This window comes from Enterococcus sp. DIV2379, from assembly GCF_050542965.1.
In the GTDB taxonomy this organism is placed as follows: Bacteria; Bacillota; Bacilli; order Lactobacillales; family Enterococcaceae; genus Enterococcus_D; species Enterococcus_D entomosocium.
The window spans coordinates 691,654-714,517 of sequence record NZ_CP172938.1; the positions used below are offsets into that span (position 1 = coordinate 691,654).

19 protein-coding genes are annotated in these 22,864 nt (G+C 43.0%); 15 read left to right on the forward strand and 4 right to left on the reverse strand.

Translation table 11 applies throughout. The features are described from left to right. Positions 1-29: 29 nt before the first annotated feature. Positions 30-1,433, forward strand: coding sequence for a helix-turn-helix domain-containing protein (locus IGI92_RS03225; RefSeq protein ID WP_430608034.1), 1,404 nt, complete (start codon positions 30-32; stop codon positions 1,431-1,433). Positions 1,434-1,486: 53 nt separating this feature from the next. Beyond that, entirely contained in the window at positions 1,487-1,849 is a 363-nt protein-coding gene (locus tag IGI92_RS03230) for a DUF7006 family protein (RefSeq protein WP_430608035.1), read from the forward strand. A 116-nt stretch (positions 1,850-1,965) separates the two neighbouring features. On the opposite strand, the gene IGI92_RS03235 is transcribed toward IGI92_RS03230, so the two are convergent. Next, positions 1,966-3,453 (reverse strand): helix-turn-helix domain-containing protein, encoded by a 1,488-nt coding sequence (locus IGI92_RS03235; protein WP_430608038.1) that lies wholly within the window; start codon positions 3,451-3,453, stop codon positions 1,966-1,968. Positions 3,454-3,940: 487 nt separating this feature from the next. Here IGI92_RS03235 and IGI92_RS03240 point away from each other — a divergent pair, with 487 nt between their 5' ends. The 11 genes from IGI92_RS03240 (at position 3,941) to IGI92_RS03290 (ending at position 16,566) form a co-directional block, all read left to right on the forward strand. Further along, positions 3,941-4,336, forward strand: a complete 396-nt coding sequence (locus tag IGI92_RS03240) for a DUF7006 family protein (protein WP_008377999.1) — start codon at positions 3,941-3,943, stop codon at positions 4,334-4,336. Between the two features lie 379 nt (positions 4,337-4,715). Continuing rightward, entirely contained in the window at positions 4,716-4,940 is a 225-nt protein-coding gene (locus IGI92_RS03245; protein ID WP_016611282.1) for a hypothetical protein, read from the forward strand. A 1,186-nt stretch (positions 4,941-6,126) separates the two neighbouring features. Next, positions 6,127-6,495 (forward strand): LPXTG cell wall anchor domain-containing protein, encoded by a 369-nt coding sequence (locus IGI92_RS03250; RefSeq protein ID WP_301389176.1) that lies wholly within the window; start codon positions 6,127-6,129, stop codon positions 6,493-6,495. Positions 6,496-6,507: 12 nt separating this feature from the next. After that, the gene (locus IGI92_RS03255; RefSeq protein ID WP_430608040.1) at positions 6,508-7,332 is read left to right on the forward strand and encodes a WxL domain-containing protein; all 825 of its coding nucleotides are present in this window, start codon (positions 6,508-6,510) and stop codon (positions 7,330-7,332) included. 23 nt (positions 7,333-7,355) lie between these two features. Then, a complete protein-coding gene (locus IGI92_RS03260) occupies positions 7,356-8,282 on the forward strand; it encodes a WxL domain-containing protein (RefSeq protein ID WP_016611276.1) in 927 nt (308 codons plus the stop codon). Between the two features lie 92 nt (positions 8,283-8,374). After that, a complete protein-coding gene (locus tag IGI92_RS03265; RefSeq protein WP_301389177.1) occupies positions 8,375-9,439 on the forward strand; it encodes a DUF916 and DUF3324 domain-containing protein in 1,065 nt (354 codons plus the stop codon). A gap of 1 nt (position 9,440) precedes the next feature. Then, positions 9,441-12,461, forward strand: coding sequence for a WxL domain-containing protein (locus IGI92_RS03270; protein WP_430608043.1), 3,021 nt, complete (start codon positions 9,441-9,443; stop codon positions 12,459-12,461). Between the two features lie 81 nt (positions 12,462-12,542). Then, complete coding sequence (locus IGI92_RS03275; RefSeq protein ID WP_430608045.1) at positions 12,543-13,961, forward strand: HTH domain-containing protein; 1,419 nt, start codon at positions 12,543-12,545, stop codon at positions 13,959-13,961. A 76-nt stretch (positions 13,962-14,037) separates the two neighbouring features. Next, entirely contained in the window at positions 14,038-14,517 is a 480-nt protein-coding gene (gene lepB, locus IGI92_RS03280; protein WP_430608047.1) for a signal peptidase I, read from the forward strand. Positions 14,518-14,590: 73 nt separating this feature from the next. Then, positions 14,591-15,355: a hypothetical protein gene (locus IGI92_RS03285; RefSeq protein ID WP_420658060.1), complete on the forward strand. Its 765-nt coding sequence runs from the start codon at positions 14,591-14,593 to the stop codon at positions 15,353-15,355. A 47-nt stretch (positions 15,356-15,402) separates the two neighbouring features. Continuing rightward, positions 15,403-16,566, forward strand: coding sequence for a hypothetical protein (locus IGI92_RS03290; RefSeq protein ID WP_430608048.1), 1,164 nt, complete (start codon positions 15,403-15,405; stop codon positions 16,564-16,566). A gap of 54 nt (positions 16,567-16,620) precedes the next feature. Here the strand turns inward: IGI92_RS03290 and IGI92_RS03295 are convergent, their stop codons facing one another. After that, positions 16,621-17,070: a MerR family transcriptional regulator gene (locus IGI92_RS03295; RefSeq protein ID WP_008378019.1), complete on the reverse strand. Its 450-nt coding sequence runs from the start codon at positions 17,068-17,070 to the stop codon at positions 16,621-16,623. Between the two features lie 89 nt (positions 17,071-17,159). Between IGI92_RS03295 and IGI92_RS03300 the strand changes: the two genes are divergently transcribed. Next, a complete protein-coding gene (locus tag IGI92_RS03300) occupies positions 17,160-18,209 on the forward strand; it encodes a zinc-dependent alcohol dehydrogenase (RefSeq protein ID WP_430608050.1) in 1,050 nt (349 codons plus the stop codon). A 428-nt stretch (positions 18,210-18,637) separates the two neighbouring features. After that, positions 18,638-20,116, forward strand: coding sequence for a helix-turn-helix domain-containing protein (locus tag IGI92_RS03305; protein ID WP_430608051.1), 1,479 nt, complete (start codon positions 18,638-18,640; stop codon positions 20,114-20,116). 203 nt (positions 20,117-20,319) lie between these two features. Here IGI92_RS03305 and IGI92_RS03310 read toward each other — a convergent pair whose 3' ends face one another. Next, a complete protein-coding gene (locus IGI92_RS03310; RefSeq protein ID WP_034871877.1) occupies positions 20,320-21,486 on the reverse strand; it encodes an NAD(P)-dependent malic enzyme in 1,167 nt (388 codons plus the stop codon). 30 nt (positions 21,487-21,516) lie between these two features. Then, the gene (locus IGI92_RS03315) at positions 21,517-22,845 is read right to left on the reverse strand and encodes a 2-hydroxycarboxylate transporter family protein (protein ID WP_008378026.1); all 1,329 of its coding nucleotides are present in this window, start codon (positions 22,843-22,845) and stop codon (positions 21,517-21,519) included. Positions 22,846-22,864: the final 19 nt, after the last annotated feature.

Below are 22,864 nucleotides of genomic sequence, written 5' to 3' on the forward strand. Positions count from 1 at the left end.
TTAGTAAAACGACGCTAAGGTGGCTACATTTGCTAGAACATATGGAGCACGCTTCTCATACACCGATCCGTGGGTTGTCAAAAGTGATCAAAAGCTCTAGCCGAACCATCATTGAAGATTTACAAAACATTAAAGAGTATTTCGAAGATGCTATCGAAATGGAAACGTCAAATAGTGGCTATCAGCTACAAGTCATCGATACAGAAAGCTACTTAGAAAAAAAACGGAATTTGATCAGTAACGAGCCGTTGTTTCGCATCTTTGAGAGCATTTTTTTAGGGGAAATATTGACCATCAATGAGTGGTCAGACATTTTGTTTATTTCCCCTGCCACGTTGATGCGGTATTTTCGAAAAATCGACCCAATTTTAGCACAGTACCAACTGACATTAAACAAAACCACCGTGGATCTTATTGGTGAGGAAGTCAATATTCGCCATTTTTTTCTGAACTTTTATTATGAATCCGATAGTACGCCGCATACCGTATTTCCGCCGTTGATCATTCATGAGATCGGTTTAAACTTGAAAAAAGAAGAATTTGATAGCAATTTCTCTAATCTCGCCTTTGAGGAAATCAGTTACATGCTTTATATCATTTTAGAGCGAACCTCTCATGGCCATTACGTCACGATCGATCCAGCCATCGTCAAGCAGTTTCGTAAAGAGTATTATCTTGAGCTGAAAAAATTAAAGACGATGCTATCGAACCATTTGCAAACGACGATCGCCGAAAAAGAAATCATCTACTTTTATGCGTTATCGATGGGGAAACGGACGGTGTTTGATATTGATATGGAAAGGGACTTTTGCAGCAAGTTAGGTAAAGACTCACAGACTCTGCAACTAACCCAACGTTATCTAAAGGAGGCGGTCGTACCGCCGTATGCGCTGGAATATAGTAAGGTTTTGATCCATTCTTTTTTCGCTACGGTCCTACTAAAGAATAGATTTTCTCCGATTTTGAACAAAGTGATTCCCGATTTGATTTCATTCGTAAAAAAACAATTTCCAGAGGAAATGGCACAAAACACAGCGTTCTTACAAAAACAATTCAAGCAACTGAAGTGTTTGTCTTTAGACACGATCGTAGATATCAGCGCAGTGTTTACCATTCACATGGACTGTGTGAAAGAATTGTACTGGGGGAAGCCTAAAAAAATTGCGTTCCTGTTAGAAGGAAATCAATTTATCTCACAACGAATTCAGGTCACTGCCCGTAAGTATCTAGGCAGTTACCAGAAACTCTTTTTTCCGAATGTATTAGATATCAATCCCGGCTATTTTGAGGCGAACCAATTTGATATCATTGTCACAAATTATAACGAACATATGTCGAATTTTTCTTGTTCTGGCGTGTATTTATTGTTCAATAAAATCCCGAACTCAACCGATTGGCGCAGACTCATGTCATTGATCGACTTTAAATTTTAACAATGGTCCAGGTGCAAAATAATTCTCAGAGGAAAGATAGGAATGATGCAATCATGATGAAAAAAGGACATATGACACCAGAAGCCTATTTAAACAATTACAGCGAACTTTGTTACTTGCAGGAATTTCCCCTAATCAAACAAGTATGTACAGAGTTGCAAACACGATTCAAAGAAATTTGTTATACCGAGTACGATAATGTGCTACAACAAATGGCGGATTTACTAGAAATCGATGCCCAACTGCAAATGTTTTTAGAGTTTTTCCGACACGACTTTTTTAAAGAAATCGAATTAGCAGAAGAAGAGATCGTCGAAATGATCAAAAAGGACAAAAATGTCTATTACCGACAAATGGCAGGGATCGGCACGAACCAGAAAGCGCCCCATGGCTTGATTTATCTCAGCGAGAAATGAACACTCTCATCGCTGAGATAAATCAGAGTGTCAACCACTTGTTGGGTAAGAATGGTTTTTATAAAATAACACTTCGAAATGCTTTGTGACCGTGATGATTCCATAAGATAGCTGACCTACGCATTGTCCAACACAACCAGACGCAAGATCCGTGGATTGATTTGATTAAGTAATCGATTCCAATCTGTCGCATCTGGAAACGATTTTAGAAGAACGCATTCTACTTCCAGTAAGTATTCTGTCGTATACTCCGAATAATTGGTGACTAATAGATCAATTTGCTTTTCTTTTAAATAGGTTGGAGAGAGTTCACTGGCATTAGGATAATACAATGTATGGAAGCGACCCAAATATTTTCGCACGATACTTTCGGCATATTCACAAACATATTCGTTTCCTTCAAAAATCACGGCGATCGTCCGTTGTGATCCCCAATTTTCTTCTTTGATCGCTTCCATATGAATCGTTAAGCTGGCACAAAAATCTTCAAGATAGGAGGATGAATATAGCTTTTTGACTAGCTTGTGTTTTGCCAAAAATGCATAGTTTCTCTTATATTCGTGGGAAAACTTCTCTTTGACGAATTGCGTAAGATCGTCAATGTTGACATTCATGATGGGCGAGAGCATATCACGTATTTTCACAATCGTAAAAAATGATTCTAACCAGTGTAAATCTTTTTGTTCATCATAGGAATTGCCTTGATTTAGGGCATAGAAATCTTTTGTCACTTGTTGGATCTCAGGCCAGCGATTATAATTCCGGCAAAATTCTTCGATCGAAGGATGATTGATTTTTCGGCGACAGATGAGACAAAGCAACAAATAAATGATTTCGTCCTCTGGCAGATGATAATGAAAATAGGAATAAAGGATCTCTCTTAACGTATCTGGAGCAATCAATGAATGATAAGCATAAAAGATGTCCTTTAGTTCAGGTGAAAGTTCGACTTGTAACCCTTTCTTGCTGCGTTCCAGTGTAATGTAGAGAATATAGGAAAAGTAAGAAAAAGTAGAAGCCGGTTGCTTTTTTGAATGCAAAAGATTGGTGATCTCAATGACAGCATCTTGGACATCCAGCGATGGGAAGATCGTATTGACATTGATATCTGACTCATAATAAAACAGACAAAAAAAGCGGCGAATATCGATTTCGGAACCTATCAATGTGACAGGATTTGTTGATAGACGAAGATTGAAGGGCTTTAATAATCCGTTCATTTTTTTTAAGTAACTGAGCAATGCTTGTTCAGAAAGATTAAGGGTCAAGCTCCAATCCAGAGCAGATTGTAATTCATCAAAAAAAATACTCTCCAAAATCATAAAAAATGGCTCGTCTTTAACTAAATTTTGTTTTTGTTTGATATACCCCTCGGGATCAAGTTCTTCAAATAAATACCCAAACTTAGAGGAATAGATTTCGATCGCGTCATTAAAATGTTCACGAATCATGGCAATATCCGCAATGATCATACGGGTACTGCTTTTTGTTACTTCTGATAAATCGCCCAATGTTGCAGATGGATTCTTCTCAAATTCATTTAATAATTGCAATCGTCGGATTAAAGAACGATTTTTGATAAATTTTAGCTGAAAATTTTTCATATTTGCCCCCGTTGAATTTAAAAAAGAATTAAACACATTATAAACAAATGGTTAAAAAACTTCAATTTTTATGTTTAATTTTATTATATTTGACTAAATATCCCATTTTTATTATTCTGGTGGATGTAAACGTTTGAAACTAATTGATACAATGTAGGTTTTTTCACCGACAGGTGAAAATTGCTATTTTTTTTTAAGGATATTTGACGCTATAGTGAGACCATAGTCCGATGCTTAGGAGTATTTGTTTTTTCTCAAGAGGAAACCTGTGAACTGTTGGTTGGATCAAAAGGGAGAAAATAAACAGTAAATGTAACTAGCAAATGAGTGAATGTGCCATCAATACCTAGAAATGCAGTGTACTTGAGGGGTATCCACGAATGAGAGAGAAAGAAAATAGAAGACATTGATTGGTTGAAGAACATCTACGGTTACCAGAAAGTGTAAACTGGAAACGAACATGCAGATAGATTACGAGGAGGCTAATATGCTGGCAGAAAAGATAGCGGGAGCAGAAGAATATTTGGCGCATTTTCAAACAGAGCTAGAAAAACAAGGGGTGTTACGCTTTTTTCCTAAAATAAATGCCTTTTATCATCGGTTAGCAAAAGAGTTTTTAACGATTTTTCATAGCAAGGAAGAAAACCTGTTTGTTCAGTGGGGCCACTTATTGGCGATTGATGCACAATTGCAAATATTGATGGAAATCAGCAACAATCGCAAAGAGGGATTGCTAGATGACCTTGGGATGAGTGAGGAAGAAGTCATTGAAATGATAGAAAATGACCATAAGTATTTTTACCGTGAGATCACGGGGGCAAAGTTAACGCAAAAACCCAAAATGGGCTTGATTTATTTGAGTGAACACTTAGCGGAGTCCTGAAGTTTTATGTCTAATACGTCGAGTAGACCTGAGATTTAGGAAAAAAATTGAGATAAATGGGAAACGATGATGTTCAATAGACTATTGGGGAAGTTTTATAGATAGTTTTTTGGAGAAATAAATGGAGAGTAGTAGTGGGGCTAAAAGGATGATTTTCAGGTGGAACGTACCCTTGAGAATGACAGAGAGCAGATGGACTACTCAAACAACGCAGTGGGGAAGGCAATTGGTTGGTCTTCCTTGCTTGAGTAAGAGTTGTTTTTAAGAAACAACAGATTGACCGCTAAAGTCAACGACAAAGACGAACGTTTTTTTCTCTTCATTAAAATAATTACTGTGTAAGACGTGAAAAAAAGCAAAAAGCGCTTGAAGGTAGGACATGAACGGAATGAAACTTTTTATTATTTTTGCCTACTTGTCGGTAGGCATATCGGTGGCACAATACGGCATGTATGATTTCTTTCCCAGCATATCTGTGATCCTTCGCAGCTGGTTTCAATTGGGGCAAACCATTCTTTTGCTTGGCTATTTCTTTCTGCTGGTTATGTATTTTTGGGTACAGCGTGGCAGAACAAGGAAAGAGAAGCAATCTTTAGGAGAATGATCAAGAATTAAACAGCAATGATCAGCAAAGAAGCGTTTTTACAGTAGGAAGAAAGCGCTTGTTTGTAAGCAAAAGTATACATAAATAGTACGACCGAGACGAGCCTTTCGCGGGCTCTTACTTAACATAAACAAATCTGCAGCAAACGTTTGCTTCTTTTGGTGAAACCAAGAAGGGATCGTTTGCTGTTTTTTTGTGCTAACAAATAGGCCTGTTTTCAAATGTCCCGTGGAGAGCTTTTTTCAAGGAAATGAAAAATTCTTAAGGGGGAGGCTGGAAGAATCGATTCGTTCTGTAAATAGTAATCAAAAAATGGATGGCCGAAGAACTACATACGAGAGAGTCAATAAAATGCTTCATGGAGGAATGGCTGATTTAGCCAAGCGGCATTTCAAGGGAGTACCGAAGGATATTAGATAGAGAAGATAAAGCAATGGACAGAGACGCCAAAGTTTTTAGCGCTGCAATAGCTATTGGAGTATGCGTTGGTTTGGCTGCATCTGTATTGGCAACAACAGAGTACCGGGAAAGGGCTGGATAAGTGAAAATGAATGGGAAAGGTGGCGCTCCAAAAGAAGAACCATAGCTGACGATCCGCCAATCGTCGAGGAACCACCCAACTGTTTTCCGTAGAGAAATACCAAACGAGCAGGAGATGACCACTGACAGGCATGCTTCATGTTCTTATCAGTTTAGTGATTCTAAGAAAAACAACATAAAAGAAAGAATACCCGCCAAACGTAGCTTGGGGGATCAGATGAAAAGAGAGGAACGTTCTTAATAAGGATAGTCCCCCCCCCTCTTTTTTACCGTTATTTTATTGTGGCTTTTATAGAATGGAGAACTGCAGGTGCTTTGGAGATTGATATATGATTTTTCTATGTTAACAAGCACTTTGGTAGATGTTAAGGATTTCTCACTTTAGCCATATCCTATGTTGAATAATTTATTTAAAACGGGGGTTTGTTTTTTTATTTAGGCATAGATTTCATCAGCCAGTGAATTTATTGATTTTTCCCGCATCACAAAGATAGCTATAATGAAGTATATCGAGGATAAAAACCAGCGTTTTTGGAAGCCAACTGAAACAAAGATCAATCGACTTTGTTCAAGGTTACCGTCTAAGTAAAGGTGTCTAAAAAAGGGTGGTTTTTAGGCTTGATGATGTCAAAAAGGGGGAGGGAGAATGAAAAGAGCGAGGGGGAATTTTTGGGTCAAGCTGATGATCTTCGCGGCTTTTTTTCAAGTGATCAGTGCTTCGACGATTTTAGTTTCGGCACAAGAGGAGCGTTCCGTCGATACAGAAGGCTCAGTCCAGTTCACGGGTGTCTATGAACCAGACAAACCAGAACCTTCACCACCGACCGGACCGACACAACCTGGCGGGGATGGGGAACGTTTGCCGCAGACGAATACCCGAAAAAGTTCCAGTGCCACGGCACTCGGATCATTGCTGCTATTGATCGCTGGCTATTCAACAGTGAAGAAGACACGCAGGTACCAAAAAGAACGAACAACCTCAAGAACACAAGAAAAGTTGAGTAATAGAGAATAAGGGAATGATCTTATGAGATTTTTGCGATTTGCAACGAGCACCGTACTTGCCGCAACCCTTTTGACTGGTGGGATCCAAGGGACCGCCGCTGAAGTAAGAGTCGCTGAAACCGATGGGCAAGTCAGTTTTGTGCCCAATGATCGAGACCCGACGGAAGTGTTACCGCCTAATCCAGGCCCCGATGGCCCCGATGTTGAGATACCGCCGATCGGACCAGATGGACAAACAGGACCATTGACGATCGCTTATGCGCCGACTTTGGATTTTGGTACCCAAGAAATCTCCAACCGAGATGCCGTCTATTCGATGGTGGCAGAAAAGCAACAATTAGCGGATACCCAAGGGGAAGAAAACCAAGTACCGTATGTTTCCTTCGCCCAAGTACAAGATACCCGTGGGTCAAATGCTGGCTGGCGTTTGACTGTAGCACTAAGTGCGTTTGAATCAGGGACGCAACACAACGAACTGCGAGGGGCACAAATCATCTTTGCCTCACGAGAAGTTGACTACAATAGCCACAATCAAGAAAACGCACCGGACGCACATGAAGCCGGCTTGCGTTTGGATGCCAATGGTTCAGCACAAGCTGTTCTGACTGCTGATGCCGGCAAAGGGGCAGGCACTTCATCCGTCGTTTGGGGCTACCAAGATGAGTTGAATGCGCAGGTCCAAGCCCAGGCGCCGGTGGTTCGCAATGAGGCGATCCAATTGTTCGTCCCGGGAGCGACTGCTAAAGATGCAGCCTTGTATGTGGCGACTTTGACGTGGCAATTGACGACCACTACCTCGCAATCAGGAGAAACAGTTCCAACGGCGCAAGCCGATGAAACAAACTAAAAGAAAAGAAAGAAGGAATAAAAATGAAATGGATTCGATTAGCAACAGTCGCAACACTGACCTCTACGATCTTCGCAGGCGGTGTACAAGCAGTAGCAAATGATGAACCAACACCGAACCCAGAGCCGAGTGGAGAAAGACGTCGTCAGAATACAGAAAATAATATTGAGTTCCGAGCTGGTGATGGGGAGAGCGTAGAGGTCGTTCCTCCTGTACCGTATCCACCAGTAACAATCGTTGATCCAGATCCACCAACCGGACCGTTAACGATTGCCCATGTACCGAAAAAATTTGATTTTGGCATACAAAGAATTTCAACTACTAATGAATTTTATCCAATAATCGCTGAACAAGAAAAGCTTGTCACCGGTGATGATGAGGGGGAGGAAATCTCAAGAGATAATGGCGAAGAGGTAAGAGTACCATATGTATCCTTCGCGCAAATCGTTGATACTCGCGGATTGGATGATCCACAGTGGGGACTGCATCTTGATTTAACAGAGTTTACTACATCCAGCGGGAGTAATTTGAGAGGGGCTTATTTAGAATTCCTTAATCCAACCATTGTTCACAATGGCGCTACTGAGGAAGAGCTGAAGGCACTGCCTGATGACCATGAGGATAGGGATTATTTACTGCAGTTACTTCCTAATGCCTTTACCACACCAGACGAATTAGGAAACCAGAGTTTGATTGTCCCTGCAAACTCGACCAACGTTACAGTGATGGCTGCTACCGATGGGCAAGGGCAAGGTGTATCGTCTATTTATTGGGGGGATCAAGAAGAATTAAATGCTGCTCACGAGTCAGAAACAGATCCAGTTTTGAATCAAGCCATTCGCCTGCATATCCCGGGAACGGCTACACCACAAGCTACTGAATATACGGCAACACTAACTTGGCATTTAACAAGTACGATGGACGCCGATGGTGAAACAGTGCCAGACTAAGACGACTAATCTTCAAAGCAACGCAACAATAATGTGAAACAACTGGCAGGAGTAGACCGTTATTCCTGCCTTTTTTGGAAGGAGAAACAACAGTGATTGAACAACCAACAAACCAACGCTGGCTGCGGCTTTTGACTGCAATGATCGTGCTATGCTCATTGATTGCTTGGCCGACACCAGTACGAGCAAATGATGACATTGAATCAGAGTTGAATTTTTTTGTAACCCCGATATTCCCTGACAGTCAGATCGAAGGCGGTGCTAGCGGTTATTTTGATCTGAATTTAGGCGCAGGGGAACAAGAAGAATTGCAGCTGCGCGTCCAAAATACATCGGAAGAAACCATCGACGTCGAAGTATCGGCTCATACTGCTTTCACGAATGTCAATGGGGTAGTAGAATACGGTCGTGATGCCGAAGCTCCTGACCCGACATTGCCTGCCTCGATTGCAGAATTGATTGAAGCACCAGGGGTCATCACCTTAGAAGCCCAAGAAGAACGGATCCTTACACTGCCTCTGACGATGCCTGAGGAAGAATTTGATGGGATACTGGCAGGGGCGATCCGAGTAGAAGAGGTCCGCGATGCTACGGCAACGGAGTCAGAAACAGAAGGCATCGGGATTCGTAATGAGTTTGCCTTTATTTTAGGAGTCGTCGTAAGCAATAACCGCTCGTCAACGGATCCGGGCCTTGAATTGCTGGACGTTTTTGCCAGTCAAGTCAATTATCGGAACGTGATCAGTGCCAAGATTCAAAATTACACACCGACTTTCGTCAACCACATAGAAATTGATGCTGAGATTCGTGCCAGCGGCAGTGACACCGTCTTGTATGAAACGCAGCGCACAAGCATGCAGATGGCCCCAAATTCGCAGATGGATTTTCCGATCCCGCTAAATGGCGAGCGTTTCCGTCCGGGAGACTATGTCCTGACTATGACGGCCCGTTCACAAGGGGAGGAATGGCATTGGGAAGAACCCTTCACGATTGCGGCTGCTGATGCCCGACGTTTAAATGAGGAAGACGTGACATTGGAACCAGAAACCAATTGGTGGCTGATTGGCGGAATCGCCGCACTTGTTTTGTTATTGATCATCGTTGTTGTTTTAATCATTAACAAGAAAAAAAAGACAAAGGAAGGTGGGGATCAGTAAAATGAAAAAAAAAACACTAAAGATAGTACTATCACTTATGGTAGGACTATTTAGTGTTTACTTGTTTTTTCCGTCTATTCGTGTGTTCTTTTTTGAACCACTACATGCATGGCAAGGAAGAGAAGGTACGTTAGGCGAGGTGTTCACTGGATCTTCTTTTGAAGAATCTTTAGAGGATCAAGAGGAGTTGGTGGTTTCTTTTCTGGAAGAAATCCAGCAAGCCTATGTTGGAGAAGTGTTTCCGATCATGTTTTTAACAAACCGCCCACTAACAAGCATCGACATCCAGCTGCCTGCAGCCACGATCATAGAAGAAACATTTTTAATGGAAGAAATAGTGATCACCCAAACCGAGGATCCCGAGCAATGGCTTCTGAACTCCGAAGTGCCGTTGACGTCGTTTAGTCTACCACTGACGATAGAATCCGTAGGTACTTATGAAATAACGGTAGCAGAGACAGTGCTTACCTTGAACGTGGAAGAAAGAAAATCCGGAGATGAGGGGGAGAGGCCCCCTATGGAAACGGACGACCACCCGATTGGCACTAACTTAGCAGCGGATCCTGTCACATCAGATGGTTCATTTTTTGATGACATCGAGGTGGATGAAGGCAATCTTGATCTTTTGGAAGATAGGCGAAGAGAACAAGAAGTAAGCTCCTGGCTAGAATTTTTAGAAGCTGTCATGGACCCAGAGGTGAATCATATAAAGTTGATCGACAGCTTTGAATCTAGTGATAATCCGATTGAAGGTATAGCTTCAGGCGTATCAGGAAGTACAATTAATATTTCGAGTGGAGACTCTTATGTCTATATCAGCCAACCGGGAATCTCAAGAACTCTTATTATTGATGGACAAGGAAAATACCAAATTGATTTTCGTGCGGTTGCTGTTGGCTTCTTGGATAGTACGATGGTACCAGAATCTCCTTGGGATATTTCGTATCAAAATATTACCCTTTATCATGGGAATTATTACGGACCTATGAACGTTACTACTTTGGGTGTTAACAATCAAGCCATATCGACCATGCGGTACCATAATGTTGAAAACATTGGGAATCAGCTTTTGCATTCCGTTGGTACAACCGCAGTGCTTTCAGGAAAGGTTACCTCACATCAAGCACGAAGCTACCGTTCGACTTTTAATGAAAATTGGCAGATCAATGCTTGGAATCAAGCAAATTTTGAAGTCCATCGACTTTTGATCAGTCCCAATGCAGAAGTAGAATTGTCGACCATCAGTTCAGGAAATTTATTTTATCATGGTTTGAATCATCCAGAACTGATTATTGGAGAGAATGCCAAAGTTTCCATGAAAGCAAATTTTGAAGGGACTAGAGGGGAAGCCGATGGTGTGAATGTCTATTTTGGAAATGGTGGTGGGAATCTGACTGTTGGCAAGGGAGCAGAATTAAAACTTGACACTCAGATCAACGCCTCTGCGATTTCCACACTTCATGGAAACCATACCATCGATCTCTTGGAAGACAGCAAAGTGCATATCCAATCCTTAGAGAATCGAAGCCACACGAATGGATGGAATTGGAATATTCTTTCATTTCAAGGAGGCAACACCCATATCAATCTAAAGGAACGTAGTATGTTAAAAATTGATGCGGAAAATCAACCCAACTTATCGGCACATGTTGTTGGCTTCTGGGAACCTCAAAACAGTATCACTGTTGGTAAAGATGCTGTTTTAGATATTCGTTCGGACAGTCGCAATGATTCTCAAAATTTGATCTTTTTTGGAAATCTTTCGAAGTTGACGTTCAATGAGGCCCGAAAGGTCAATTTAGAACGAACGGCGCCGCTTTCTTTTAATAACGGAAGTTTGATCAACTTAAATGGAACCAATGAACTGGAAATCGAATTTCAAGGAATCAAACAATGGCAATACGGTGAGTTTGATGAGGTGCAGCCTACCCATGAGTGGATGCCTTTGATTCATATGAGTACCAACTTTACTTGGATCAATCCAACAATCAACAGTGTCGTAACTTTGGATCCAACAGTGGAACAAGGGGTACGTAGTCATTTTTCGACTCATAGCCAACGATTGCTTTTCGAGCAAGTTTCTGAAGTTGAAATAGAGTTGAATCCATTAACGGAAGATCCGACCTTATCAAATTCTCGGATCATCTCTGGAAGAGCAAATCCCAATAGCTATATTCGTTTTGAGCGGGAAGCATTTATGCCCGAACCAAATCCTTCCCTTGGTACTGTAACGGATCCAGATGGACGCAGAGAATTCTTTCACGTCCAAGCTGATGAAGAGGGAAACTTTCAGTTTGATTTATCCGAATTTCCAAACTTCCAACATTTTCGTCACGAAGAGCTAGTGACAGCCGAGGCGTTTTTGAATGGGAGATGGGGAAAGGATTCGGTGATTGTAGAGAAAATCGACATTGTGGACCCGCGGGATCCTTTTCGCCCGGATGAAACGGTCGATCCTGTGAATCCTCCTGTTTTGCCAGAAAACCAGGGATTTGTCAGCATCGACTTTATTTCTCAATTCGATTTTGGAGAAGTACCAATTCTTTCAAGTACCACTCGATATCCAGCAAAGCCGCAGGCGTTGCGGGAAGTTTATGAGGATGTGCATGAAGGGGACCGTCCCAATTATATCCAAGTATCGGATCGGAGGGTCGCTACTACTGGTTGGACACTGAGTGCTCGCTTATCTGAAGAGGGTTTTGTGGGTACGCATGATGAAAGGCAACGACTAAGAGGGGCAAGCGTTTATTTGTCAAATATCCATATGGTAACCACTGGTTCGAATGAGTCGGAGACGCCAGACTATCAAGAAGCCATTGAACTTATTGCAGGTCAAAGTAAAACCTTGGCTTCGGCTCAAGAGAATCATGGTGGAGGGACGTGGATCCAACATTATGGCTCAAGTGAAACAATGGAAAACAGTGTGGAACTGGAAGTCCCGATTGGTGCCAACCCCCAAGCAACTGCTTATCGCGGCACGATTTATTGGGAATTAAGCTTTGTTCCGAGACCTGAGTCATAAAAGTTTGAATAAGAAGGAAGCAGAAGCTGCTGGAAGTCGCCTGCAGCTTCTCTTCTTTCGAATGTGTGGGGAGGTGAAACGATGAGAAACAAGCCGTCTTTATTGATGAACAGTTTATTTTCAATGACGTGCAAGCGGCAATTGACGATTTTGCGGCAGTTGGAATGTTGCGGTCCTTTAAGTGGGCAACAGCTGGCACATGCTTGCGGTGCTTCTCGGCGGACGATTATTTCAGACATTGAGGAACTGCGCCAACTATTTGGGGCTTCGACGATCCTCGCATCTGCCAGCAATGGTTATGAATTGATGATCCAAGAATTGGCAGAGTATCAGGAAAAAAAGCGAGCATTGTTGGCGGATGACCCGAATCTGTTGTTTCTGCATTTCTTGTGTCAGCAAGAAACGGCGATACCGGAAAAACTTGTTGCGATCACCGGATTAGGCAATCAAACCTTTTTGAAACAATGTCGTCAGCTTCAGACCTTGTTCGCTGCTTATGAACTGACCTTGAATAAAAAGCAGTGGTGCCTAGAAGGGGCAGAAGGAAACATACGGTATTTCTATAAAGCCTTTTATTTTGAAGAAGAGGAACAGCCCTACCAAATCTTTGAGCAGCTGGCTGAAACGTTGACACTGCGGTATCGTCCGTCCTTGCCGATCGATCCAGTGGTTTCGTTGCAGTGGACGAAGGTCTTTCTTTTGCGGGCGCAACAAGGTGGACGCTTGGAAGAAAATTGGGAAATGGCTGACTTTTGTCGGTTGTTTCTAGAAAAAACGGGTTTTGTCATCGAAGGCTTGGAGGTCTGCAGGTCCTTGTCGCAGCAAGAACGGTGTGTCCTATTGTTTTTGATGATGGCAGATGAAGGGGTACTTTCGTTTTTATTGAAACATCCGTGGGTCGAAGAAACGGTGCCCTTTGATCCAATCGATAGCTTGCGAGAGACGTTTCCTAAGCAAGCAGAGACATTGAAAGAAGATCGCGTATTCGTGCAAGTGACGTTAGCAGTCATGTTACTGGATCGGCTCTTCCATGTGCCACCTCCTTTGCTGCGGGATCGTCGAAAGCCAGAAGTGTCTGGTATTGGAAAGACGAAGGCACTTTCTAGCGCTGCTTCTCACTATTTGCTGACAATAGGCGAGTCCTATCTAAAGAAGCAGCAGTTAAAAAACAACCAGCTGATGATCACCTATCATTTGTGTGGAAATGAGAAAATCAAAGGCTGGATCAAACAACGTCTGAGTGATTGGCTGGCTGCCCAAGGAGTGGATGTCGTCGTCGAGACTACGAGTGAGCTGTCGATTTTCACCGCCCGCCAGGTGGTAGTCACTGATCAACCGCTCTTTTTGCTGGAATTGGAACAGCCCATCTATCGGTTGGAACGACCGATTGAGCCAAATTCCATTGAACGTCTCGGCAAGGCGATTTTAGCCGATTTTCTTGGTCAATGTAAAGGCTCTGTTCCTAGTGAAGAGCTTCAAGCAGCGTCTGCCTCTCGCTAAAAACGGTAGAGCCAACGGTAGAATCAGTCAAACGCTACGTACGACGTAAAATTATGGTAGAGGAGCAACAGGTATCATGGGTCGATTCCAAAAGCAATTGGTACTTTGTGTGTTGGGGATAAGTTGTCTGCTACTGCTGCTGTTCTATTTCTTTTCAAACTACAAAATGGCTCGTGTCAGCGGTGATTCGATGGCCCCCATTATTCAAAACAACGAGTTAGTCGTTATTCAAAAGAATCAGTTGCCGCATCGTTATGATCTCGTCGCTTTTGAGCATGAAGGGCTGCTGATCGTAAAACGAGTGATCGGGGTTCCTGGGGATTCCTATGCGCGCAGTGGCAATCGTTTGCTATTGGGGGCATCAGGGTCCTATTATGATTTTTCCTATACCTTTACACTGACGCAAGAAACGGCGAGGGAATTGCCGGTCGGAGGCATCTTGCAGCCAGGCGAGTATTTCGTCGTTGGGGATGCAATCATGCACTCGATCGATAGTCGTGAATTTGGTATGGTGACGAGCGAGGCCCTTCGTGGGGTCGTCTTGAATTTCTTTTAAGGATTCAACGAGGTCAGTCAGCGTGTCTGTTTGAAAATCGAGGCTCAATTATGGACAAAAGATGGAAAGGGGGATGTCCGTGAAGATTGTTTATGTCAGCATACTGCTGCTTTGTTTTGTGGCGATCGGGGTGCTTGCTCAACGGGGATACCTCGAAATCTTTGTTCGAAGACTTGAGCGACGAACAAAGATGACGGAGTTGGAAAAAAGAAAACTGGCTTTTTTTAAGCATAAGATTCGTAATGAACATCCGTTAGCGTTGCTGATGGTGAGTGGTCTGTTTCTTATGAGTTTGCTGCTTTTGACTTTTACTCAAGTTTCCATACATGCGCAAAGCCGTAGGGTAGCAGAGGAAAGGGAGCAGATGAAACAGGAAATCTTACATTTACAAAAAGAACAGATTGAAGGGACGCAACGACCGTTATCGGTGTACCCGTCTGCAGGTCTCCCTTTTGAAAATCTTGCTTGGCAGACGCTGCTGATGGCGGATGATCGAGAAGCGCGTTTTCAGCTAGAAGAAGAATTTGGGACGCAAGTGACGCCTTTTTTAGGACCGACAGTCGTGCTGATCCATATTGACCAACCGCTGCAAGAAATCACCCTAACGAGTTCAAGTCATTTGAACTCTTCTGCGGACTTTCCTGCTTGGGAAGCTAATTTGCAGCGAATCATCGATGATCTATCGCAGGCGCAAGGCGTGAAACGGTGCCATTTCGTGTTGCAAGTAGCAGATACGCCCGATACGTCATTTGAACAAACGATCGTCCGCAATGCACAGGGACAGTGGCAAGTACTCAACCGAAAAGAGCTTGTCCAAGCTTCAGACACGGGAACTTAGAATGAAACAATCAAAAGAGTTATTGACGAAAGGGAGGGATTCAAGGGATGAGTAAGAAGAAGGGACGTGGGTGGTTTTCTGCTCAGACGCTATTCGACGAAATGAACCAAGTGTCATTGAAAGAATTAAAAGGATTTGAAGAAACGTATGAGAAAGAAAACAGAACCGCTGAGACAGCTGTTGCCAATGGACCGGCGAAAGAAGCCTTCGCCGATACCGCAAAAAAGAAAGCTACTAGCAATGATCAAGAAATGACGGGTACCAGTAGTAAACCCCAAAAAGGCAAAAAACAAGGGCAACGAAGTGGACAGGCGCCGGCACCGTCTCCTTCAGTACAAGCGGAACTAGAGGAACGATTTGAGCCAGAAGGATCGCCTAAGCACTCGACGCAACCCTGGTCCTCAGAAACTGGCATGCCACATCCAGTAAGCAGTAAAGGGAAGAGAAAGCGTAAAAGCACCAAAAAGCGTAATGAAACTGTCAATGCGCCCTTGCCTAGCTATCAAGAAAAACGCTCTTTTGAAGCGTTTACCGAGGAAGCGAACGAGGAGCAGATGGAGCTGGCGCCTGTCTCACCAGCAGATATGAGCTTTGAACAAACCCATCAAGAGTTAGTGTTGGCACGAACGAGAATCACAGAACTTGAAAAGCGGCTCCATGCAGAAACCTTGCATCGCTCACAGTCGGATATCCAGCAAGTGAAAGAAAAAGCGATTTTTGAACGCTTGGATTGGGCAAGAGAAAAACAATGGTATGAAAGCAAAGCCCAAGAACAAAAACAGCTGCTGCTCCAAAAAGAAGAGTTCATCACAAATTTGGCGAACCAACTCGCTGAAAAAGAAGCACAGCTGGAGGAGCAGGCTCGAGGCCCTCAGGAAGAAGAAGCCGCTGCGCTTCGCAAAGCGGTCAATGAGCTGCAAAAAGAAAACCAAGAGTTACAAAAAGAAAATCAGCAGTTTCAAGCGGAGATGCGAGAGATCTTGCTGTTTGCTAGAAAGAAAGCAGACCGGACACTTGAAGAAGCGCAGGTTGAAGCAGAACGGATGATCTACAACGCTGAAATGCGCTTGAATATCGCCCATCGTACGGCAAAAGAGATCCTTGATGAAGTGAGCGATACGAAAGAGAACATGAATACTCTCTTTGATTATTTGTATGAACAAGTCTATTCACTAGCAGACAAGCAAGTATTTGAAAAGTACCAAGAATAGGTTTGCTTCGGATCACTAGAAGCAGGCAGATAGTCCTGTGAACGTTACATAACGTTAGCGATCTTCGCTTTGGGCGGTGATCGCTTGAAACTTTTCTTTGTTTCTCAACGACATTTTGATTGGGAAATGGATTTGTTCTGTACCGGCTGCGATCGCTGATTCATAATACCAGCACTTATGGTCGATCAACGCCATCGATTGCTGCAAAGCGTCTATCTGCGCTTGCAGCGCTTTTTTTTGTTCAAGAAACATTTTATGGCGTTCTTGCAGCGAGTCATCACCAAGGCGTGTCAATTGTGCATAATCTTTGATCTCTTTAATGGTCATGCCTGTTTCCTTCAGACATTCGATCAATTCCAGCATCTCAATTTCGGTATCTGAAAATAAACGGTAGCCAGATTCTTTGCGCGCTAACGTCGGCAAAAGGCCTTCTTTGTCGTAATAGCGGATGGTTGACGTGGGGATATTTAAGGCTTTCGCAACTTGGGATATCGTATAGGTCATTTTTTTCACTCCTTAACGTTGACTTTAAAGTTAACTTTAATGTTAGTATGACAGTAAGCAAAGGAAAAAGCAATGAGGAGGAAACAGAGATGACAGAAAAAAACATGAAAGCTGCTGTATTAAAAGGACCAGAAACGATCGAGGTCAAACAAGTACCTGTGCCGAAAGTGGAAGAAGGACTGATCGAGATCCAAATTTCAGCTTGCGGCGTCTGCGGCAGTGACGTGCATATGTGGCAAGCAGGGAAAGGTTGGGGCAAAACAGGGGAGTCCGATTTTATCATGGGTCACGAGTTTTGCGGTGTCGTGACGGATGCAGGCGATAGTTCCTTTAAAATCGGCGATCGCGTCGCTTTTTGGGCAAATCTTTATTGTGGAAAATGTGAGATGTGCCAAAAAGGGCAAGAGCATTTGTGTCGGGAAGTAAACGGCACCAATTATATCGGCTTTGTCTGCAATGGCGCCTATGCCGAACGGTTTGTCGGAAAAGCGTCCAATGCTTATAAATTGCCAGATACAGTTTCAGATACAGCAGCTAGCTTGATTGATCCCTTGATGGTTGCCTATCATGCCGTCCGTAAATCCAATATTAAGTTAAATGACAAAGTCTTGGTTTCTGGAAGTGGAATCATCGGGCAATTGATTGGCGAATTGGCAAAAAAAGCTGGGGCTTCTTATGTGGCCATGTCCAAAATCAACGATACAAAAATTGAGAAAGCCAAGGAATTGGGAATCTTTGACGATTACTTTGACGCTAAGGATCCAAACCGCGGGGAAGTATTGAAAGACGCGTCTGCTGGTGGGTTCGATTTGATTTTTGAAGCAGTCGGTTCCAGCAGTTCCTTAGCGACATGCATTGAGGCTGCTCGTCCTGGCGCAACGATCGTGGCGATCGGAAATTCCGTTGCTCCCGAAATTCCTTTTTCATTAAATCGGTTGGTCTTGCAAGAAATCAAGCTCATCGGCAGCGTTTCTTGCACCCGCCAAGAGTTTGAAGAAACGATCGATTTGATTGCTAGTGGCATGATCGATCCCACAAAATATATCACGGATGAATACCCATTGGAAAAACTGCAAGAGGCGCTAGAACGCCAAACGTTAGAAGATGATCCGTTGGTCAAAGCGGTTGTGAGGTTTTAAATCCGATCCAGAGAAGAATGCCAAATGAAAATCGGGCACCGAGTATTGAACAGACATAGAATGATAGCTGATTCTGCTTAACATCTACGAGGTGTTAAGCTTTTTTATTTGAATCTGCAATAGAAAATCTGTTGCGCACAGGCAAAAGGTTGTGTGTATACATGGGTGTCAGCACTTTTCTTATTTGTCGCGTGTCGCAGTGCTAGCATTTGATCCAGGAAAAGAATGGTGCTTGCCTTGCTATGGATTGAAAGAAAGCCCGCAGCAAGTTCAAAAAAGCGAAAGCGAACTTTTCTGACAATGGACGTTTCGTGCCACATCTTATGTTTTTAGAAAGAAGTTCGTTTGACGTAGCGAAGAAAGGGGTTTCTGTTGTATGGTAGAATGAATAGAGCCAAGTCAGAAAAGGAAATGAGTGAAGAAATGGCATGAGGGAACTTCAGATGTCTTTTATTACAAGTCCGAGTACAAAGCGTTGGATGCAGATATTAACGATTATTGAACGAGAACAAGTTTTTAAAGTTGGGATTCTTTCTGAGCGATTGGCTATTTCTCAGCGGACATTGGTGAAAGACCTACGCTTGATCAAAGAGCATTTTGGCGAATGTATTGAATTGGTATCAGGTAATAGCGGATTTCATTTCGAAGAACGAAATCGTGTTCTCTTTAAAGAAAAAAAAGAGCAGCTATTAAATCAGGAAGTTTTATTTGAAATCATTGGGAACATTTTTTATGGAGAAGTAGTTGATCTGAATGAATTGGCTTATCGATACAATTATGCGGAAACAACATTACGAAGGTTTATTGCACGTGTGCAACCAGCCTTAAAAGAGTATGGACTTTCTCTAAGTTTCACACCGGTTACTTTGGTAGGCGATGAAGCAAATATTCGTAAATTCTTTTTTGATTTTTACTACGTAGGTGAGTCCACCCCCTATACGATCAGACCACCAGAAGGACTGCATCATGTAATTCTAAAGGGACTTTCTGATAAATTGGGAAAATATGAAGTAGGGACTGGCTTGACGATCTCGGCTTTTTATTCACTGCTGTATATAACGATTGTACGGGCGCAAAAGGAGCACTATGTTTCGATTCCTGAATGGGCAAAAGAGCTTGTCTATCAAGAAAATGATTTTAAATTGCTAGAGATTCTGAAAGAAGTCATTTTCAAAGAGTATGGGGTATCTTTACCCAAAGAAGAACTTGCTTGGCTTCACTACATGATTATATGTACGCGGACAATCAATCAATACGATCGAGAAAAAACTTTTCTAGCTCGATTTAATTTCTGGCCAGAAGTGAAGCCGATCGTAAAAGCGTATTTTGCTGATGCCGAATTTAAGGGCTGGGATCAGTCACTGCTAGAAGATTATCTAACCTCCTTTCTGGTGTCTAGAAAACTCAATGAAGTGATTTGTCCATCTTTGAACAAGCGACAAGCTGAAGAAGTCGCCTCAATAAAAACATACCATCGAGAGTCTTACTACAAAAATAAACCATTTTTGGAAAAGTACAAAGAAGAGTTAGCTTTTGCGACAGAATTTATGGAAGATATTGCTATCAGTTTTACAACGGTAAGTGATTTACTACGCGACTATTATCAACCGAAAAAAAATATTTTGTTTCTTATAGAAGGGGACTCAATGGTCGTTCAAATGATTCGACTACAAGCAATTCGGCTCTTTGCAAACAAGTATCAAGTCATTTTTCTTTCATTGCACGAATTAACAGAAGAACGATTAAAAGCGGACCAGAAGGTTTTGATCGTCACAAATTATCGTCCCTATATCCTGGATTATGGTTTGACGGATGATTATATCTTGTTAAGTAGCATACCAACGAAGAAAGATTGGGAGCGTGTGATTTGTCGATTGTATCCTCAAACTAAAGAGTGCCCTCTGTGAAGTGAACCAAGTGAAGCAATAGTGAATGGGAAGTTAGGGAGTATTTTTTCGGACTGTCTTCTGGGAGGAAACTTTCGATTATCTGTAAAATCCGACACAAAAATGTACCGACTAGTTTTCATAGTCGGTACATTTTTGTAGCTATTTTTCCTTTTATTGGTATCAAACAACTAGCGCTGCAGTCACTAATGATACCAATCTATTTAATCTTTTTTCCCCGCATTCTTCACGCTTTCTGCCACGACTTTAGCGACATCAGGCTGAAACGCATCTGGAATGATAGTGGTTGGAGTCAAAGCTGATTCGGGGATCAAACTAGCGATCCCTTGTGCTGCTGCGATCTGCATCTCGATCGTGATGTCTCTTGCTCGAGCGTCTAATGCGCCTCGGAAGATTCCCGGAAAGGCCAAGACATTATTGATCTGGTTAGGGAAATCACTGCGACCAGTACCGACGATAAAGGCGCCAGCTGCCAGTGCTTCATCAGGGAAAATCTCTGGCGTTGGATTCGCCATAGCAAAAATCACTGGTTTTTCTGCCATCGTTTTGATCCACTCAGGGTGCAGCACACCGGGAGCTGAAACGCCTACGAAGACATCTGCTCCTTTGAGGGCATCTTCTAGTGTTCCTGTTAGATGTTGACGATTGGTGACTTTGGCAATTTCTGCGTGATGGGGCGCAAGTTCATGGTTCGTTTCTGAAATGATCCCTGCTTTGTCGACAACAGTGATGTGTCTGATGCCAGCAGCCAAAAATTTTCGGGTAATGGCAAGGCCAGCAGAACCACCGCCGTTGATCACGATTTTGACCTCTTCAAAGGATTTGTCGATCAGCTTCAGGCTATTGATCAAAGCGGCTAATACCACGATGGCAGTTCCGTGCTGGTCATCGTGGAACACGGGGATCGGTAATTCTTCAATCAAGCGTCGTTCGATCTCAAAGCAGCGAGGGGCGCTGATATCTTCTAGGTTGATCCCACCAAAGGTTGGTGCGATTGCTTTGATCGTTTGAATGATTTCTTCGGTGTCTTGCGTATCTAGGACGATCGGAATCGAATCGATTCCGGCAAAGCGCTGGAACAAGGCCGCTTTGCCTTCCATGACCGGCATAGCTGCTTTGGCACCGATATTGCCCAAACCTAACACCGCTGAGCCATCGCTGATCACGGCGACAGTATTTTTCTTGGTGGTCAAGGTGTAGGCGAGTTCTTCGTTTTCAGCAATTGCTGATGAAACAGCTGCGACTCCTGGGGTGTAGGCGATACTTAAATCTTCTTTTGAATCAATAGTGACTTTAGAAACGACGGCTAATTTGCCCCCATTTTCCTCGGCTTGTTTCATAGCTGCTTCTTTGACATTCATCGTTGACATTCTTGATTTCTCCCTTCCGATTTCAAACAATTAAAATAATAGTCGTAAAAGTGCGGTCATTGAGATAACCGTGATCGCGCCACCCAAACGTGTAGCTACTTGGGCAAATGGCATCAAATTCATGCGGTCGGCGGTACTTAAGATCGCGACATCGCCGGTTCCACCCATTCCGCTTTGACAAGCAGAAACGATGGCTGCTTCGATAGGGTACATGTTCATAAAGCGAGAAACGATAAATCCCGTGGCAATCACAGTGAAAACGACGCTAATAACGACTAAAAAGTATTGCCAGGTCAGCATACCGACGACATCTTTCAAAGGAATATAAAGTAGTCCTAATCCTGCCATGAGTGGAAATGTAAAGTTACCAGAGATGAATTTGTAAAGCTGTTTTGATCCTTTTTGTGTTTCTTTTGGTACGACATTCAAGTATTTCAAGAAAGCGGCTGCTACGATCATGAGAACAGGTCCAGGAAAACCAGTGACGTGTTCCAGCAAACCGCCGAGAATAAAGAGCGTACAAGCGGTCAGCACACCGGCACCCATCAATTTGACGTCGATCGGTGATTGATCTTCAACCAACGCATCTTTCAAATCATCCCCATCACTCATTTTGACGAGTTGGCCTTTTCCTGAAAGCTGCGGTTTTTGTTCCCCTAAGCGAGTCAACAAGCCAGTACAAACGATCGCGAAAAAGTTGCCGATGATAGTGGCTGGAATCAACTGACCGACCAATTGCTCGCTACCTAAACCAGTGATGGCACTATAGCCTAAGGAAAGTGGTAAGATTCCTTCCCCAATACCGCCGGCTAAAACAGGAGTCACAATAAAGAACAAAGTGTGTTTCCAATCTAGCCCTAACAGGACACCGACAAGGGTACCTACGCCCATCGCTAAGACCATGCCTAACATCATAGGAATGATCATTCGCATCAACCCTTGGACTAAGATTTTGCGATTCATACCTAAAATGCTGCCGCAAACCAGACAGGCGATATAGAAATAAAGGAAGTTTGCTTGCTTCATTAAGATATTAGTTGATTCCAATACGTTTTGATTGATGAGATTAAAAAAGACCAGGATTGACGGAATCAACAAAGAAAAAATAGCGGGACCACCAAAATTCTTGATGATGGGGATGTTGGCACCAATCGTTCCTAATAACCAGCCTAAACTTAGGATAACGGCGAACCCCCCCAACATATTGACAGGCAGTTGCTGTAGAAAAGCAGTGATCAAGATAATGGCAGACATTACCAGATAGACGGGCAAAGGAACGGAACCAACATAGAAAGACCACCACTTTGCTTTGGTTTGCTTTTTTTCAACAACGGGTTGTTTTGCGACGACTTGTTTCATTCAAATACCTCCTTTGGAT